General features: G+C 71.7%; 13 protein-coding genes. All 13 read right to left on the bottom strand.

The window, feature by feature from the left end:
- Positions 1-30: 30 nt before the first annotated feature.
- The gene (locus ACWDR0_RS27180; RefSeq protein ID WP_456354410.1) at positions 31-894 is read right to left on the bottom strand and encodes a poly-gamma-glutamate hydrolase family protein; all 864 of its coding nucleotides are present in this window, start codon (positions 892-894) and stop codon (positions 31-33) included.
- A gap of 189 nt (positions 895-1,083) precedes the next feature.
- Positions 1,084-2,808 carry a PH domain-containing protein gene (locus ACWDR0_RS27175; protein ID WP_456354409.1) on the bottom strand — a complete coding sequence of 575 codons (1,725 nt, stop codon included), beginning with the start codon at positions 2,806-2,808 and terminating at the stop codon, positions 1,084-1,086.
- A 75-nt stretch (positions 2,809-2,883) separates the two neighbouring features.
- Entirely contained in the window at positions 2,884-4,536 is a 1,653-nt protein-coding gene (pgi, locus tag ACWDR0_RS27170; RefSeq protein WP_456354408.1) for a glucose-6-phosphate isomerase, read from the bottom strand.
- Positions 4,537-4,781: 245 nt separating this feature from the next.
- The gene (locus ACWDR0_RS27165) at positions 4,782-5,069 is read right to left on the bottom strand and encodes an RNA polymerase-binding protein RbpA (protein WP_004002138.1); all 288 of its coding nucleotides are present in this window, start codon (positions 5,067-5,069) and stop codon (positions 4,782-4,784) included.
- A gap of 192 nt (positions 5,070-5,261) precedes the next feature.
- Entirely contained in the window at positions 5,262-5,492 is a 231-nt protein-coding gene (gene secG / locus ACWDR0_RS27160; protein WP_456354429.1) for a preprotein translocase subunit SecG, read from the bottom strand.
- 121 nt (positions 5,493-5,613) lie between these two features.
- Complete coding sequence (tpiA, locus tag ACWDR0_RS27155) at positions 5,614-6,390, bottom strand: triose-phosphate isomerase (protein WP_456354407.1); 777 nt, start codon at positions 6,388-6,390, stop codon at positions 5,614-5,616.
- A gap of 8 nt (positions 6,391-6,398) precedes the next feature.
- On the bottom strand, positions 6,399-7,610 hold the full coding sequence (locus ACWDR0_RS27150; protein WP_456354406.1) for a phosphoglycerate kinase: 1,212 nt from the start codon (positions 7,608-7,610) through the stop codon (positions 6,399-6,401).
- Between the two features lie 168 nt (positions 7,611-7,778).
- On the bottom strand, positions 7,779-8,786 hold the full coding sequence (gap, locus tag ACWDR0_RS27145; protein ID WP_456354405.1) for a type I glyceraldehyde-3-phosphate dehydrogenase: 1,008 nt from the start codon (positions 8,784-8,786) through the stop codon (positions 7,779-7,781).
- A 249-nt stretch (positions 8,787-9,035) separates the two neighbouring features.
- A complete protein-coding gene (locus ACWDR0_RS27140; protein ID WP_456354404.1) occupies positions 9,036-11,993 on the bottom strand; it encodes a M14 family zinc carboxypeptidase in 2,958 nt (985 codons plus the stop codon).
- Positions 11,994-12,133: 140 nt separating this feature from the next.
- Positions 12,134-13,123 (bottom strand): DNA-binding protein WhiA, encoded by a 990-nt coding sequence (gene whiA / locus ACWDR0_RS27135; RefSeq protein WP_456354403.1) that lies wholly within the window; start codon positions 13,121-13,123, stop codon positions 12,134-12,136.
- Positions 13,114-14,178 carry a gluconeogenesis factor YvcK family protein gene (locus ACWDR0_RS27130; RefSeq protein ID WP_456354402.1) on the bottom strand — a complete coding sequence of 355 codons (1,065 nt, stop codon included), beginning with the start codon at positions 14,176-14,178 and terminating at the stop codon, positions 13,114-13,116. The genes whiA and ACWDR0_RS27130 overlap by 10 nt, the downstream gene beginning before the upstream one ends.
- Positions 14,175-15,113, bottom strand: coding sequence for an RNase adapter RapZ (rapZ, locus tag ACWDR0_RS27125; protein WP_456354401.1), 939 nt, complete (start codon positions 15,111-15,113; stop codon positions 14,175-14,177). The genes ACWDR0_RS27130 and rapZ overlap by 4 nt, the downstream gene beginning before the upstream one ends.
- Positions 15,110-17,215: an excinuclease ABC subunit UvrC gene (gene uvrC / locus ACWDR0_RS27120; RefSeq protein WP_456354400.1), complete on the bottom strand. Its 2,106-nt coding sequence runs from the start codon at positions 17,213-17,215 to the stop codon at positions 15,110-15,112. The genes rapZ and uvrC overlap by 4 nt, the downstream gene beginning before the upstream one ends.
- Positions 17,216-17,356: the final 141 nt, after the last annotated feature.

Genomic DNA, 17,356 nt, shown 5'->3' with positions numbered 1-17,356 from the left:
CGTTTCCGCGGTACGGCTCCGCTGCCCGGGTCAGTCGACCGTCAGGGTCGCCTCATGGGCGGCGATCGCGGCGCGGACCGCTCCGGTGAAGGCCCAGAACCGGGCGTTGGTGCTGTTGGCCCGGCCGGTCCGGGACGAGGGGTCGTCGAAGAGGCTGTTGCGCAGCGCCCCGGACAGCTCCAGCTGGACACCCTTGTTGCGGAGGTTGCGGTTGCAGGGGTTGTCCGGGTCGACTCCGCCGAGCTGGGGAAACTGGCTGCCGTCGGCGATGCTGATGGCCCATGGTGCGGGCCCGGCGGTCGCGAGCTGCTCCAGATGCGCCCGGACCAGCGCCTTGAACTCCTGGTCGAGCCCGCCGAGTACCAGGTCGTAGCCCGGTGCCTGGGTGTTGGCGAAGCCGTGGACGCTGACGACTCCCAGGCTGCCCTCGGCCAGCCCCAGGGCGTGCAGATCGTCGCAGCCGGTGGAGGTGACATGGAGTTCGGCGTTCAGGCCCGGGCCCCGCAGGCCCTCGAAGAGCCAGTAGTCGTGGCGGGGGTCGCCCGCGGCGCCGGTGGGCGCGAGGTCCTTGGGGTGGTATCCGGCGATCCCGAGGGCGGTCTCGGAGGTGCCGGTCTCGATACCGCCGCCGTGCAGGGCCAGTACGGCGGTGCCGGGCAGCCGTACCTCGCCCGCGAAGGTGGGGTCGCTGCGTTCGTGCCGTTTGAAGCGCCGGCCGTAGTCGGTGCCTTCGGTGTACTGCGGATTGCGGTAGATATGGCTGGTGTAGGTCGGGGCCGGGTTGGCGGCCGGGGCCGTCGGGGCCGCGGCGGCGGATCCGGCGGTCAGCCCGGTGGTGCCCGCTGCCGCGGCCAGCGCGGCGGTCAGTACGGTGCGTCTGCTGCTGGTGGTCATAAGCAGATGATCACCACGCCCGCCCCGCTTACGCGATCACCGCACTATCACCGGCTCCGAAGGCCCTCCGGGGCAGCGGGGCACCGGGGCCACCGGAGTGTGCGGGACGGCGTTCCCGGCGCGTCGACGCAGGCTCCCCGGAGCCCGCCACACACCACCCGTCACCCGTCACCCGTCACCCGTCACCCGTCACCCGCGCGAGTCTCCGGGTTCACCCGGCACCCCGGTGACCCGTGTCCGCGGGGTCGGCGCATCGCCCGGCGCCCGTCCGCCGGGCGGGTCCGGCTCCGTTCCGGCTGCCGGGGCGGCGCGGGTCCCCGCGGCGGCGGCAGCCGCCGGGGCCGGTATCTCCCTGAGGAACGGGGCCAGCAGGCCGGGCACCGCCGACGCGGCGAAGGCGAGGCCCTCGGTGGTGTCCGCGTCGTGGACCGAGTAGCCGCCGGCTCCGGCCGCCGTGGTGGCGGTCAGGGTGATCAGCCCGGCCCGGCGCTGGGCCGGGGACTCGGTGATCGTCCAGCCGATGATCCCGTCCCGCCGGAGCGCGACCGTCCGGCGGGCGAAGGTCCCGGAGCGGGCCAGCAGATAACGTCCGGCGATACCGTGCCCGAGGCTGCGGTAGACGCCGAGGGCCAGCGCCGTCCCGGCGGGCAGCGCCAGGGCCGCGTATCCGGCGGCGGCGTACAGCAGCACCGGGGTGACCAGGACGCCGGGGACGGCCAGGGCGGCCGCGGGCAGCACGGCCGCCGCGGCGGCCCAGGACAGCCGCCGGTTCCTGGCCCGGCGGGGATGGCGGGTCAGCGGTGCCGCGGTCGGCGGCCGCGGCTCGCGCAGCACCAGGGCGGCCACCCGGTCCGCCAGCGCCCGGGGCGCGGCGGGGAGCAGCCCCCGGGCGTCCGCGTGCCGGTCGCCGTCCGCTTCCTGGGCGAGGCCGGTGGCGACCGCGTCCAGCCGGGCGCCGCCGAGAGCCCGGACCCCGAGCGGCTCCACCAGCTCGACGCCCCGGAGTCTGCGCTCCTCCACGGAGACCGAGCGGGTGGTGAGGAGCCCCCGGCGGACCCTGAGCACACCGCCGGGCTCCCGCTCCAGGCGGTAGCCCCACCACATCTCGGTCCAGAGGCCGAGCGCCCCGATCGCCCCGGCCGTCAGCGCGGCCACCGCGAGCACCGGGACGACCAGGGCCACCGGGTGGTCCCGGAGCCGTTCGCCGGTCCAGCCGATGACCTCCTCCTGGGCCCCGAACCAGTCGCTGACCTGGAGCACCGCGCCGACCGCCGCACCGCCGAGCGCGGGGGTGAGGAACGACGGAGGCGCATAGCGGATCCACCGGAGGTCGAGCCGGGCCAGGGTGCCGCGGTGCGGGGCACCGGCCGGATCGGCGGGCCGGTGCAGGAGCTGGGCCCGGAGCCGGTCCCCCTCGGCCCGGGAGACCGGGTTCAGCTCCAGCGAGGACTCCCCGCCGCCGTTCTCGCCGGTCCCTATCCGGACCTTGACCAGACCGAGCAGCCGCAGCAGCGGATGGGCGGTGAGATCGACACTGCGGATCCGCTCCCGGCCCAGGGAGCGCCGTTTCAGCAGGACCAGCCCGCTGTGGAGGTCGACCCGCTCGGGGCCGATGCGATAGCGGGTCCGGCGCCAGGTGAGATAGTCGGCGGCAACGGATCCGGCGACCAGCAGCACCCCGGCGGCGACCAGCAGGAGCAGCCCGGTGCCCCGGCGGGGGCCGTTGCCGAACCAGGCTCCGGAGGAGAGCCCCAGCAGCACGGGCAGACAGACGCCCCCCACGACGCCGCTCATCACGGCGCCGGTGACCAGCAGCGACCGCGGGTCGAGCCGCCGCCACTCCCCCGGCTCGTCCGGTACCGCGCCCGCCGGGTCCCCGCCCGGGTGCGACTCCTGGACCTGCCCGGTGCTCATGGCATGCCCCCACCGGCCGCCCGGTGGTCCCGGGCGGTCCGGAGCGCGCCGCTCTCCCCCCTGGCCGGCACGGGGTCAGCGCCCCCGCAGTTCCCGGTAGGCGGCGGTGAGCGCCGCCGTGGAGCTGTCGAGGTCCTCGCCGCCGGTGCCTTCGGTGAGCACCGGTTCGATCCGCCGGGCCAGCACCTTGCCCAGTTCGACGCCCCACTGGTCGAAGGAGTCGATGTTCCAGACGGCGCCCTGGACGAACACCTTGTGCTCGTAGAGGGCGATCAGCTGGCCGAGCACCGAGGGCGTCAGCCGGTCGGCGAGGATCGTCGTCGTGGGGTGGTTGCCCCGGAAGGTCTTGTGCGGCACCAGCCGCTCCGGCACGCCTTCGGCCCGGACCTCGTCGGCGGTCTTCCCGAAGGCCAGTGCCTGGGTCTGGGCGAAGAAGTTGGCCATCAGCAGATCGTGCTGGGCGACCAGCAGGTCCGGCAGATCCGCCACGGGCCGGGCGAAGCCGATGAAATCGGCGGGGATGACCTTGGTGCCCTGGTGGATCAACTGGTAGTACGCGTGCTGGCCGTTGGTGCCGGGGGTGCCCCAGACCACGGGGCCGGTCTGCCAGTGCACCGGCCGCCCGTCCCGGTCCACCGACTTGCCGTTGGACTCCATGTCCAGCTGCTGGAGATAGGCGGTGAACCTGCTCAGATAGTGGGAGTAGGGCAGGACCGCATGGGACTGGGCGTCGAAGAAGGCGCCGTACCAGACGCCCAGCAGACCGAGCAGCAGCGGCGCGTTCTCCTCGGGCGGCGCGGTGCGGAAGTGCTCGTCGACGAGGTGGAAGCCGTCGAGCATCTCCCGGAAGCGCTCCGGGCCGATCGCGATCATCAGGGAGAGTCCGATGGCGGAGTCGTACGAGTACCGGCCGCCGACCCAGTCCCAGAACTCGAACATGTTCTCGGCGTCGATCCCGAAGCCGGTGACCTTCTCCGCGTTGGTGGAGAGGGCCACGAAGTGCCGGGCGACGGCTTCCTGACCGGCGTTCAGCCCGTCGAGCAGCCACTGCCGTGCCGAGGTGGCATTGGTGATGGTCTCGATGGTGGTGAAGGTCTTGGAGGCGACGATGAAGAGCGTCTCGGCCGGGTCGAGGTCGCGGACCGCCTCGTGCAGATCGGCCCCGTCGACGTTGGAGACGAAACGGAACGTCAGTTCGCGGGCGGAGTAGGCGCGCAGCGCGTCGTACGCCATGGCGGGGCCGAGGTCGGAGCCGCCGATGCCGATGTTCACCACGTTTCTGATGGGGCGTCCGGTGTGGCCGGTCCATTCGCCGGAGCGGATCCGCTCCGAGAAGGCGGCCATCCGGTCCAGCACCGCATGGACGCCCGGCACCACGTTCTCGCCGTCGACCTCGATCACCGCGCCCCGCGGGGCGCGCAGGGCGGTGTGGAGGACGGCCCGGTCCTCGGTGGTGTTGATCTTCTCGCCGCGGAACATGGCGTCCCGCAGCGCGGCGACGCCGGTGGCCGCCGCCAGTTGCCGCAGCAGCGCCAGGGTCTCCTCGGTGATCAGGTGCTTCGAGTAGTCGAGCCGGAGGTCGCCGACGCGCAGGGTGTGGCGGCGGCCGCGCTCCGGGTCGGCGGCGAACAGTTCGCGCAGACGGGTGTCGCCCAACTGCTCGCGGTGCTTGCCGAGCGCCATCCACTCGGGCGTCTGGTCGAGCCGGGTTCGGCCTGTCTCGTTCACTCGGACATCAGCTCACTTCGTCTTGTGCCTGGCCTGGTGCCGCCCCACCGCCCCAACCTAATTGATCAGTGGGAGCCGCGAGGCGCCGACGGCCGCACCGGACACCCGGCCCGGTGACGATCCGTGTTCACCCCGATACAGAACCGTAGGCGACGGCACTGACAATCGGGCATCGTGATCAACCACGGAGGCCCGGAAAAAAATCCGGCCGGGTCACCTTTCGGTGACCCGGCCGGACGGAAGTCCTAGATTTCGCCGCGCAGTTTGGCAAGGGCCTCGGCGAGGATCGCTTCGCCGTCGGCGTCGCTGCGCCGCTCCCGTACGTACGCCAGATGCGTCTTGTACGGCTCCGTGCGCGGCGGGTCCGGCGGATTGTCCCGGTCCTGGCCGGCCGGGAACCCACAGCGCGGGCAGTCCCAGGTGTCGGGAACCTGCGCGTCGCTGGCGAAGCTCGGCTGCGTCTCGTGCCCGTTCGAGCACCAGAAGGAGATGCGCAGACGCGGCGCGGACTCGCCGCGCTCGGCCTCGCCCATCGGCCCCGCCCCGACCCGGCTCCCCCGGATCGCGTTGCCACTTGCCACGGTGTAACTCCCTGCGTGATGGTGCTGCACAGCGTCTCACAGCGGCTGCGCCGCGGTGCCCCAGTCTACGTAAGGCCCAACGCCCGTCCAGTCGTTGGAGTTACACCCTCGCCCCCACCGGCATCCCGGACGGGCGCTCGGGTGTCAGTTGTCCAGCTTCATCAGCAGGCCGAGCACCACGATGGAGGCGAACCAGAGCAGACCGACGACCACGGTGATGCGGTCGAGGTTGCGCTCGGCGACGGAGGAGCCGCCGACGGAGGACTGCATGCCGCCGCCGAACATGTCGGAGAGGCCGCCGCCCTTCCCCTTGTGCATCAGCACGAGCAGCATCAGCAGCAGGCTGAAGACGATCAGGGCGATCGAGAACCCCATAACCACGGCTGGACCCTACTTCCTGGCAATTCTCTGGATGGTCTGGTGACTGCGGGGACCCCCGGCCGGGCACGGCCCCGGGGTCCCCGCAAGGGTACGACGGATCGGCGCTAGCGCATACTCACTGGTCGCGGAAGCGGACGATACCGACGAACTCGTCGACGTTCAGCGCGGCGCCGCCCACCAGGGCCCCGTCGACATCGGGCTGGGCCATGATCGCGGCCACATTGGCGGCCTTCACGGAGCCGCCGTACTGGATGCGGACCTTGTCGGCCAGCTCCTGCGAGTACAGCTCCGCGAGCCGGCCGCGGATCGCCGAGCAGACTTCCTGGGCGTCCTCGGGCGTGGCGACCTCGCCGGTGCCGATCGCCCAGACCGGCTCGTACGCGATCACGATCGACTCGGCCTGCTCGGCGGGCACGTCCTTCAGGCCGCCGTCGAGCTGCGCCAGGGTGTGCGGAACCTGCCGGCCCGCCTTGCGGACGTCAAGGCCCTCGCCGACGCAGAGGATCGGGGTGATGCCGTTCCGGAAGGCGGCCTTCACCTTGGCGTTGCACAGCTCGTCCGACTCGCCGTGGTACTGGCGTCGCTCGGAGTGGCCGACGGCCACATAGCTGCACTTCAGCTTGGCGAGCATCGGGCCGGAGATCTCACCGGTGTAGGCGCCGGAGTCCTCGGCCGAGAGGTCCTGGGCGCCGTAGACGATCTTCAGCTTGTCGCCGTCGACCAGGGTCTGGACGGACCGCAGATCGGTGAAGGGCGGCAGGACCGCGACCTCCACGGCGTCGTAGTCCTTGTCGGCGAGGGCGAAAGCGAGCTTCTGGACGTGTGCGATGGCCTCCAGGTGGTTGAGGTTCATCTTCCAGTTGCCCGCCATCAGCGGGGTACGGGTGGTCATAGCAGTGATCAGTCCTCCAGTGCGGCGAGGCCGGGAAGCGTCTTGCCTTCGAGGTATTCGAGGCTTGCGCCGCCGCCGGTCGAAATATGGCCGAAGGCGTTCTCGTCGAAGCCCAGCGTCCGGACCGCGGCGGCGGAGTCGCCGCCGCCGACCACGGAGAAGGCCGGGGAGTCGGCGAGGGCCCGGGCCACGTCCCGGGTCCCCTCGGCGTAGTCGGGGTGCTCGAAGACGCCCATCGGGCCGTTCCAGAAGACGGTGGCGGCGTCGGCGAGCTTCGATGCGTACAGCTTGCGGGTCTCGGGACCGATGTCCAGACCCTCCTGGTCGGCCGGGATGGCGTCCGCGGCGACGGTGGTGGGGTTCGCCGGGGCCTTGGTCTTCAGGTCCGGGAACTCGTGGGCGACCAGGACGTCCACGGGGAGCACGAACTCGACGCCCTGCTCCACGGCGCGCTTCAGATACTCCTGGACGACCGGGACCTGGTCCTCCTGGAGCAGCGAGATGCCGACCTCGTGACCCTGGGCCTTGAGGAAGGTGTAGGCCATCCCGCCGCCGATCAGGATGCGGTCGGCCTTGCCCAGCAGATTGTCGATCACACCGAGCTTGTCGGAGACCTTGGCGCCGCCCAGGACCACGGCGTACGGCCGCTTGACGTCCTCGGTGAGCTGCTTCAGTACGCCGACCTCGGTGGCGATCAGATCGCCCGCGGCGTGCGGCAGCCGGGCGGGCAGGTCGTAGACGGAGGCGTGCTTGCGGTGCACGGCGCCGAAGCCGTCGCCCACGTAGACGTCGGCGAGGGCGGCCAGCTCACCGGCGAAGGCGCCGCGCTCGGCGTCGTCCTTGCTGGTCTCCCCGGCGTTGAAGCGGAGGTTCTCCAGTACCGCGACCTCGCCGTCGGCGAGCGCCGCGGTGACGGCCTTCGCCGACTCGCCGACCGTGTCGGCCGCGAAGGCCACCGGGCGGCCGAGGACCTCGCCCAGCCGGGCGGCGGCGGGGGCCAGCGAGAACGCCGGGTCGGGGGCGCCCTTGGGACGGCCCAGATGGGAGGCGACGATCACCCGGGCGCCGGCCTCGGCCAGCCTGGTGATGGTGGGAGCGACGGCCCGGATCCGGCCGTCGTCGGTGATGGTGGTGCCGTCGAGCGGCACATTGAGGTCGGCGCGGACGAAAACCCGCTTGCCGCTGACGCCGTCGGCCAGCAGGTCGTCGATCGTCTTCATGGACGGTCTCCTCGGAAGGGCAGGACGTACGACAGGGCCCGGGCGGCGCTGCGCTGCGCCGTCCGAGCCCTCTCGCTCACATCGTGGTGCTCTGATTGCTGTTCTGTGCCGGGCTGTGCGGTGCCGGGCCGGGTGGAGCTGTCAGAGCCGTCGGAGCCGGGTGAGTGCTCAGAGCTGGTTGCCGACGAAGAGCGTCAGGTCGACGAGGCGGTTGGAGTAGCCCCACTCGTTGTCGTACCAGCCGAGGATCTTGACCGAGTTGCCCTCCTGGACCATGGTCAGGGAGGAGTCGAAGGTGCAGGACGCCGGGTCGCTGACGATGTCCGAGGAGACGATCTGGTCCTCGGTGTAGGTCAGGATGCCCTGGAGCTCGCCCTCGGCGGCCTTCTTGAACGCGGCGTTGACCTCGTCCTTGGTGACCTCGCGGGACAGCTCGACGACCAGGTCGGTGGCGGAGCCGGTGGGGACCGGGACGCGCATGGCGATGCCGTCCAGCTTGCCCTTGAGCTGCGGGAGGACCAGGGCGGTGGCCTTGGCGGCACCCGTCGTGGTCGGAATGATGTTCTCCGCGGCGGCGCGGGCGCGGCGCAGGTCCTTGTGCGGGAAGTCCAGGATCCGCTGGTCGTTGGTGTAGGCGTGGACCGTGGTCATCAGACCGCGGACGATGCCGAAGTTCTCGTCCAGGACCTTGGCCATCGGCGCCACACAGTTGGTGGTGCAGGACGCGTTCGAGATGATGTTGTGCTGCGCGGGGTCGTACTTGTCCTGGTTGACACCCATGACGATGGTGATGTCCTCGTCGCTGGCCGGAGCCGAGATGAGGACCTTCTTCGCGCCGCCCGCCAGGTGCTTCTCGGCGTCCGCCTTCTTGGTGAAGATGCCGGTCGACTCGATGACGATGTCGACGCCCAGCTCGCCCCAGGGGATGTCCGCGGGGTTGCGCTCGGAGAGAACCTTGATGGTGTGGCCACCGACGGTGATGGTGTCGGCGGTGTGCGACACCTCGGCCTTGAGGCGGCCCAGGATGGTGTCGTACTTCAGCAGATGCGCGGTGGTCGCGGTGTCACCCAGGTCGTTGACAGCCACGATCTCGATGTCTGCACCCTGCTCCAGCAGCGCGCGGAAGTAATTACGACCGATGCGGCCAAAGCCGTTGATGCCTACGCGGATCGTCACGAACCGATCTCCTCGTTGGTGTGCCGGCTCGTCGCCGGCGAGCTGTATGGGATGTCCCCGACCGCTTACGACCCTACCTCCACGGGCGCCCCGGAGTGACATCGGACGGCCGCCCGCGCGACGACGGCGGCCCGTACCCCCCGGTAGAGGTACGGGCCGCCGCCCACTGTCCGGAATGAGTCGTTCAGAATGACTTGTTCAATTACTCTCGGTGACCGGCTCCGGAACCGGTCACCGAGGCCCTGCCCGTCAGCGCCGGAGCGCCTTCAGGGCCTTTCCTAGGACGGCACCGCGGTCGGCCGCCGCGCCCACGTGCTCCAGGCCGAAGCCGAGGAGCACGGTGTCACGCGTGGTGACGGCCGAGGCCGACGGGAAGCGGTCCGTGCTCCGCTCCCAGTTGCCGCGCGGCGCGGGGCTGCCGGCCGGCGGGGCGGTGGTGGTCCACGGCGCAAGGGTCGTCTCGAAACCGCCGTCCGCCTGCTCCCCGCCCGCGGTGACGAGCCGGGTGTCGTCGACGAAGATGCCGCGGCCGCCGTCGCTGGGGTCGGTGATGTACGAGATGTGCACCTCGACCTGCTTGCCCGCGTAGGCGCTCAGGTCGAAGGAGGCGGCCTTCCAGCCGTCGGAGGCCCCGGTGAAGGAGTTCCAGGCCCCGGACGTGCCGGTCGGCGTGCAGCCGTCGGCCCCCAGCGTCAGATAGCGGCGCAGATGGGGGTGCTGGTTGATGTAGAACGCCGCGTCGCACTCGGTCGGCACGGTGGTGCGGGTGCCGCCGTTGAGGTCCGGCAGGGTGGTCCAGTCGTCCTGGCCCGCGGTACGGACCTCGACCACGGCGTTGTCGTAGCCGGGCTCCGTGTTGAAGCTCAGCCGCATGTTCAGCCGCGGGGCGTCGGCGGCGGTGGTGCCGCCGAGGTCGACGGTGCGGCTGAGCCGCTGCCAGGAGCTGTTGCGGTGACCGGCGACCGCGTAGTACTGGCCCTCGTACGGCGAGAACGGCATCCGTACGCCCGGGTAGTCGCCCGCCGCCGCGCTGCGGAACTGCGGGAACTGCGCGGGCGGCAGCGTGTCGGAGGTGACGGTGTACGCCCCGGCCGCGTTCAGCGGGTTCCCGGGCGCGTCGCCGAGCGCTCCGGCGGCACCCGAAAGGCTGCCGGATCCGGCGAAGGCGTTCACTCCGCCGAGTGAGGCCCGGCCGGAGGCGCCGAGGAAGTACTGGGCGAAGTCGTCGCTGACGGCCCGGCCGAGGTTGGCGTTGCCGCCGGCGCGTTCACCGGTGGTGACCAGCTTGCCGCCCTCGTTGAGATAGGCCCGGACCGCCTTGGTGGTGGCCCACGACGGTGCCGCGGCACCCGTGTACCAGACGGCGGTGCCGAAGTGGCTCAGAACGCCCAGCGGGTGCGGGGTGCCCTGGGTGGCGACGTCCCAGACCGCGGCGCGCTTGCCGTTCGCCGCCAGGGCCGCCGTGTAGAGAGCGGAGTGCTGCGCCGGGGCGGTGCCGCCCTCCTCGGCGATCACCAGGGCGTCGGCGCGCGGCCGTTCGGCGACCTTGTAGGTGAAGGGGGTGCTGGAGACCTGCTTGCCGTCGCGGGTCCGGCCGGTGAACCAGACCTCGACCGAGTCGCCGACCTCGCCGTGCTCGACCTCGGCGCGGTACTCGTCGAAGACGATGTTGTCCTCGCCGCCGAAGGTCTCGCCGCCCTTCCAGGCCTCCAGGTCCTCGTCGTGGACCCGGCCGCCGTTGACCCGGTAGTTCAGCTCCTTGTTCCGCAGGCTCTTGTTGGCGACGACGGACACCTCCTGGTCGCCGCCGCGGGCGTACGAGACGGTGAACGGGTCGGGGGTGAAGTCGGCGGCCTTCAGACCGAGCGACGACACCGGCCGGTCCGGCGTCAGGGAGCTCTCCGCGACCGAGAGGGCGAACGGGATGTTCTTCGCGAACTCCTGCTGGATCAGCTTCTCGTCGTCCGGGAAGGTGAAGACGGACGCGCAGTCGGCCGGGTTCCACTGGTCGTTCGGGTCGATCCGGGAGATGGTGGCGCAGGTCGACATCTCGGGGGTGAACATCGTCATCCCGTTGACGTTGGCCGCGTGGCCGTCCGCCTCGCCGTTGGTGATGTACAGCTCCGAGGCGACCTGCGGCCGGTAGCCGGGTATCGCGGGGTTCGCGGGCGTGCCGGCGATCGCCCCGTACGCCACGTCGTCGGGCGTCCTGGTGTCGACCTGCCAGCCGACGCCGTAGAGGATCAGCTCGGCCGCCGAGTGGTAGTTGATGCCGTACTGGAAGCCGATCCGCTTCTGGAAGGCGTCGATGGCCTTGGTCTCGGGCTCGGAGCCCGGGCCGGTGCCGCGGTAGGTCTCGTCGAACGGGTCGGGGGACGAACCCTCGTTGTCGTAACCCCACTTGTACGAGAAGTTGCGGTTCAGGTCGACGCCGTCGCCGGGGGTGATGGTGCCGTCGCCGTTGTTGTCGCGGAGGTTCTTCCGCCACTGGCGCTCGGTGGTACCGGTGAAGGTGTAGTCGTAGCCGTCCGGGTTCTGCGAGAGCACGAACCAGAGTTCCGAGCTGTCGACCAGCTTGGTGATCTTCTGGTCCTTGCCGTAGTTGTCCAGGTAGTGGTGCATCAGCCGCCGGTTCATCTCCGGGGTGATCCACTCGCGCGCGTGCTGGTTGGACAGGTAGAGCGTGGCGGGCTTGGAGCCGTCGCGGACGGTCTTCGCACCCTTGCTGATCTTGAGGGCGAGGATGTCCTGGCCCTTGACCGACTTGCCGATGCTGACGGCCTTGGTGATCGACGGATTGGCCTGGGCGGTGGCGAGGATCTCCTGCTTGAGCCCGTTCTCCCCGCCGTACGGGCGGAAGACCCCGTCCCCGGCGGCGGCGACCCGCTTCAGGGCCGCGGCCGAGAGCCGGTGCTCCTTCAGGCTGACGCCCTGCCCGCGCAGCTCGCCGGCCTGGTCGTCGGTCAGATAGACCTCGACGGTGGCGGTCCCCTCGTCGGGTACCCGCTCGCTGAGTTCGTGGCCGTCGGCACCGGCCGCGAGCAGCAGCGGTACCTGGGCCTTGGTGACGGTCGCCCGCCAGACCGACAGCCCACCGTCCTCACCTCCCCCGCCGCCGTCGGACTGTGCCTGGGCGAACGGTGCCGCCGCGAGCGTCGCGGCCAGCAGTGATGCTGCGGCGAGCAGCGATCTGGCTCTGCGTCTCATGAGCCCCCCTTGCTGGTGATGTGCCAGAAAGCGAACGGGAGCCAGACTGTTCATCGTCAATGACCATGTCAAGAGATCGGCCCCCGCGATCTGCGGGGGCCGTCCGGCGGTACGGGGCGGAGGGAGTGCCTCCGGAGGGGTCAGACGACGAGGCCCTCGGCCATGTCCTCGGTGAGGCCGGACTCCGTACCGGGGATGCCCAGGTCCTGGGCGCGCTTGTCGGCCATCGCCAGCAGCCGGCGGATCCGGCCGGCCACCGCGTCCTTCGTCAGCGGCGGGTCGGCGAGCGCGCCCAGCTCCTCCAGGGACGCCTGCTTGTGCTCCATCCGGAGCCGGCCGGCGGCGGCGAGGTGCTCGGGGACCTCCTCGGCGAGGATCTCCAGCGCCCGCTGGACCCGGGCGCCCGCGGCGACCGCGGCCCGGGCCGAGCGGCGCAGGTTGGCATCGTCGAAGTTGGCGAGGCGGTTGGCGGTGGCGCGGACCTCGCGCCGCATCCGCCGCTCCTCCCAGGCCAGGACCGACTCGTGCGCCCCGAGCCGGGTGAGCAGCGCCCCGATGGCGTCGCCGTCGCGGACGACGACCCGGTCCACGCCCCGTACCTCACGGGCCTTGGCGGCGATGGAGAGCCGCCGGGCGGCGCCGACCAGGGCGAGCGCGGCCTCGGGTCCGGGGCAGGTGACCTCCAGGGAGGAGGAGCGGCCGGGCTCGGTCAGGGAGCCGTGCGCCAGGAACGCGCCCCGCCAGGCCGCCTCGGCATCGCAGGTGGCGCCGGAGACGACCTGCGGCGGCAGACCGCGGATGGGGCGGCCGCGGCCGTCCACCAGTCCGGTCTGCCGGGCCAGCTGGTCACCGCCCGCCACCACCCGCACCACGTAGCGTGAACCGCGGCGCAGCCCGCCGGGGGCCATCACCATCAGCTCGGAGCCGTGGCCGAAGATCTCCAGGATGTCCCGCTTCAGCCGCCGCGCGGCGATCCCGGTGTCCAGCTCGGCCTCGATCACGATGCGCCCGCTGACCAGATGCAGGCCGCCCGCGAACCGCAGGATCGCCGAGACCTCCGCCTTTCTGCAGCAGGTCCGGGTGACGGGAAGCCGGGAGATTTCGTCCTTCACCGCTGCCGTCATCGCCATGGGCCGATCCTTCCATGCATCCGAAAAATACGGTCGTACGCGGCGGCCAGCAGTTCCGGGTCGTGCTTCGGAACTTCTCCCCCGGGAGCACCCGGGGCGGAGGCCCCACCGGCGACCGCCACGGGCGCCAGCTCGACCGCGGCGCCGAGGCGCCGGGCGGCTTCGGCCAGGGAATCGCGGTCGGGCACGGCGGCCTCGTCGGCCAGCACCACGTCCAGAGCGAGTTTAGGCGCGTGTCGTCCCAAAACCTCCAAATGACGCTGCGGTGAGAACCCGTCCGTTTCGCCCGGTTGGGGCGCCAGATTGAGCGAGAGAACACGCCGCGCCTTGGTCTCCACCAGCGCGTCCAGCAGCTCGGGCACCAGCAGGTGGGGGATGACGGAGGAGAACCAGGATCCGGGTCCGAGAACCACCCAGTCGGCGTCAAGGACGGCGGCCACGGCCTCGGGCACGGCGGGCGGATCGGCCGGTACGAGATGGACGGACTGGACCTCGCCGGGGGTGAGCGCGACCGTCGCCTGGCCCCGGACCGTGCCCACCTCGTCGGGGCGGGCCGGGTCGTGGCCCCGGACCAGCGCCTGGAGCTCCAGCGGCACGGCGGACATCGGCAGCACCCTGCCGTGCGCCCCGAGGAGCCTGCCGACCAGGTCGAGGGCCTGGACGGGGTCGCCGAGCTGCTCCCAGAGGGCGACGATCAGCACATTGCCCACGGCATGGTCGTGCAGCTCGCCCCGGGACTGGAAACGGTGCTGGATCACCCGGGACCAGGTCCGGCCCCATTCGTCGTCCCCGCAGAGCGCCGCCAGGGCCTTGCGCAGATCGCCCGGCGGGAGTACGCCCAGCTCCTCCCGGAGCCGGCCGCTGGAGCCGCCGTCGTCGGCGACGGTGACCACGGCGGTGAGATCGCCGGTGATCCGGCGCAGGGCGGCGAGGGACGCGGAGAGGCCGCGGCCGCCGCCCAGGGCGACGACCTTGGGCTGTGCGCCGCGCTTGCGGGCGCCGGCCGCGGTTCCGAACCGGCGCAGCCGCCGCAGGCGCAGGGAGTGTCCGGTCACTCGCGCCCCATGTCCCGGTGGACGACGACGGTCTCGATACCCGCGGCGGAGAGCCGGGCCGCGACCTTCTCGGCCGTGGCGACGGAGCGGTGCTTGCCGCCGGTACAGCCGACGGCGACGGTCACGTACCGCTTGCCCTCGCGGCGGTACCCGGCGGCGATCAGCTGGAGCAGCTCGGTGTACTGGTCGAGGAACTCCTTGGCGCCGGGCTGGTTGTAGACGTAGTTCGACACCTCCTCGTTGAGCCCGGTGAACGGGCGCAGCTCGGGGACCCAGTGGGGGTTGGGCAGGAAGCGCATGTCGACCACGAGGTCGGCGTCGACGGGCAGGCCGTACTTGAAGCCGAAGGACATCACGGTGGCCCGCAGCTCGGGCTCCTCGTCGCCGGCGAACTGGGCGTCCATCTTGGCCCGCAGCTCGTGGACGTTGAGGCTGGAGGTGTCGATCACCAGATCGGCGTCCCCGCGCAGCTCGCGCAGGAGATCGCGTTCGGCGGCGATACCGTCGACGATCCGGCCGTCGCCCTGGAGGGGGTGCGGCCTGCGGACCGACTCGAACCGGCGCACGAGCGCCTCGTCGGAGGACTCCAGGAAGACGATCCGGCGCGTGACCTGCTTGGCGTCCAGGTCGGCGAGGGACTCCCGGAGGTTGTCGAAGAAACGCCCGCCGCGGACGTCGACGACGACCGCGATCCTGGCCACATTGCCCTGGGAGCGCGCGCCCAGCTCCACCATGGTGGGGATCAGGGCGGGCGGAAGGTTGTCCACCACGAACCAGCCGAGGTCCTCCAGGCATTTGGCGGCGGTGCTGCGACCGGCGCCGGACATGCCGGAGATGATGACCAGCTCGGGGATGGCCGCTTCCGCGGCGGCCTGGGGCTCGCTGACACTGCCCGTACTCACGTCTGCCGCTCCGTCTGTGTGGTGCTCGTTCATTCCGTGCTTCCCCCGTCGTTCTCTTCCATGATCTCTCCGGTTGCCGTGTTCACGGCAGGGGCGGCCGGGGCCGCCGAGGCCAGGGCCGCGACGACCGACTCCGCGGTCTTGCGGCCCATGCCGGGAACTTCGCAGATCTGCTCGATTGTCGCGCCTCTGAGCCGTTTCACCGAGCCGAAATGCTTGATGAGGGCCTGCTTGCGGGTCTCGCCGAGGCCCGGGATCGCGTCCAGGGGGCTGCTGCGGAGGCGTTTGGTGCGCTTGCTGCGCTGATAGCGGATGGCGAAGTCGTGGGCCGTGTCACGGACCCGCTGGAGCAGATAGAGCCCCTCGCTGGAGCGCGGCAGGACCAGCGGATCGTCCTCGCCGGGGACCCAGACCTCCTCCAGGCGCTTGGCGAGCCCGCAGACGGCGACATCGTCGATCCCCAGCTCGTCGAGGGCCCGGCGGGCGGCCGCGACCTGCGGGGCGCCGCCGTCGACCACGACGAGCTGCGGGGGGTAGGCGAAGCGGCGGGGCCGCCCGTCGTCGTCCCGGGCACCGTCCGCGGCCGCGCGGGCACCCCCGGTGTCCCCGGTGTCCCCGGTGTCCCCGGTGTCCCCGGTGTCCCCGGTGTCCCCGGCGGCCGGGCCGCCGGGCCCGTCCAGCGGGTCCGGGCCCGACACCGGGGCGTCGTCCGCGCCGATCCACTCCCCCGTACGGTCCTTCTCCGCCAGATAGCGGCGGAAGCGGCGGGAGACCACCTCGTGCATCGCCCGGACGTCGTCCTGGCCGGCGAAGGATTTGATCTGGAAGCGGCGGTACTCGCTCTTCCGCGGCAGCCCGTCCTCGAAGACGACCATGGACGCCACCACGTCCTCGCCCTGGAGGTGGGAGATGTCGAAGCATTCGATCCGCAGCGGCGCCGAGTCCAGGCCGAGGGCCTCGGCGATCTCCTCCAGCGCCCGGGAGCGGGTGGTGAGATCGCTCGCCCGCTTCGTCTTGTGCAGCGCCAGCGCCTGCCGGGCGTTCTTCTCGACCGTCTCCATCAGGGCCTTCTTGTCGCCCCGCTGCGGCACCCGCAGGGAGACCAGGGAGCCGCGCCGCTCGGCCAGCCACTGCCCGACGGCCTCCGGGGCGGCCGGGAGGGCGGGCACCAGGACCTCCTTGGGCACGGCGTCGCCGCGCTCCTCCCCGTACAGCTGCTGGAGCGCGTGCTCGACCAGACCGGCGGTGGAGACGGCCTCGACCTTGTCGGTCACCCAGCCGCGCTGACCGCGGACCCGGCCGCCGCGGACATGGAAGATCTGCACCGCCGCCTCCAGCTCGTCCTCGGCGACGGCGATCAGATCGGCGTCCGTGGCGTCGGCGAGGACGACGGCGTTCTTCTCCAGGGCGCGGCGGAGGGCGGCGATGTCGTCGCGCAGCCGGGCGGCCCGCTCGTACTCCATCTCCTCCGCGGCCTCGGCCATCCGCTGCTCCAGCCGGCGCAGATAGGTGCCCGTGCGGCCGGCCATGAAGTCGCAGAACTCCTCGGCCAGTTCGCGGTGCTCCTCGGGGGTGACCCGGCCGACGCAGGGGGCCGAGCACTTGCCGATGTACCCCAGCAGACAGGGGCGGCCCTTCTGCCGGTGGTTGCGGAAGACCCCGGCGGAGCAGGTGCGGACGGGGAAGACCCGGAGCATCAGGTCGACGGTCTCGCGGATGGCCCAGGCGTGGCCGTACGGGCCGAAGTAGCGCACGCCCTTGCGCTTGGCGCCGCGCATCACCTGGACCCGGGGGAACTCCTCGCCGAGGGTGACCGCGAGATAGGGATAGCTCTTGTCGTCCCGGTACTTGACGTTGAACCGGGGGTCGTACTCCTTGATCCAGGTGTACTCCAGCTGGAGCGCCTCGACCTCGGTGCCGACCACCGTCCACTCCACGGAGGCCGCCGTGGTGACCATCGTGGCGGTGCGCGGATGCAGATTCGCCACGTCCTGGAAGTAGTTGGCGAGGCGCGCGCGGAGGTTTTTGGCCTTGCCGACGTAGATCACCCGGCGGTGATCGTCGCGGAACCGGTAGACCCCCGGCGATTCGGGGATCTCTCCCGGTCCGGGGCGGTAGCTGGAGGGGTCGGCCATACCGTCCACCCTACTTGCGGGCACCGACGGTCCGGCCCCGGCGGGCCCCCGCGCGGGGAGGTGCGGGGGCCCCCCCCCGCCCGGCCCTGCGGGGCCCCCCCCCCGCCCGCGCGGGGGGGGGGGGGGCAGAGACCCCCCCCC

Source organism: Streptomyces sp. NPDC003691 (assembly GCF_053981115.1).
This window is presented reverse-complemented; position numbering and strand designations above follow the sequence as displayed.

Coding starts and splice junctions, on each gene's coding strand:
- tpiA (WP_456354407.1), bottom strand. CDS start 6,390: ATGACCACCCGTACCCCGCTGATGGCGGGCAACTGGAAGATGAACCTC.
- whiA (WP_456354403.1), bottom strand. CDS start 13,123: ATGGCGATGACGGCAGCGGTGAAGGACGAAATCTCCCGGCTTCCCGTC.
- rapZ (WP_456354401.1), bottom strand. CDS start 15,113: ATGAACGAGCACCACACAGACGGAGCGGCAGACGTGAGTACGGGCAGT.
- ACWDR0_RS27140 (WP_456354404.1), bottom strand. CDS start 11,993: ATGAGACGCAGAGCCAGATCGCTGCTCGCCGCAGCATCACTGCTGGCC.
- uvrC (WP_456354400.1), bottom strand. CDS start 17,215: ATGGCCGACCCCTCCAGCTACCGCCCCGGACCGGGAGAGATCCCCGAA.
- secG (WP_456354429.1), bottom strand. CDS start 5,492: ATGGGGTTCTCGATCGCCCTGATCGTCTTCAGCCTGCTGCTGATGCTG.
- ACWDR0_RS27180 (WP_456354410.1), bottom strand. CDS start 894: ATGACCACCAGCAGCAGACGCACCGTACTGACCGCCGCGCTGGCCGCG.
- ACWDR0_RS27150 (WP_456354406.1), bottom strand. CDS start 7,610: ATGAAGACGATCGACGACCTGCTGGCCGACGGCGTCAGCGGCAAGCGG.
- ACWDR0_RS27165 (WP_004002138.1), bottom strand. CDS start 5,069: ATGGGCGAGGCCGAGCGCGGCGAGTCCGCGCCGCGTCTGCGCATCTCC.
- ACWDR0_RS27175 (WP_456354409.1), bottom strand. CDS start 2,808: ATGAGCACCGGGCAGGTCCAGGAGTCGCACCCGGGCGGGGACCCGGCG.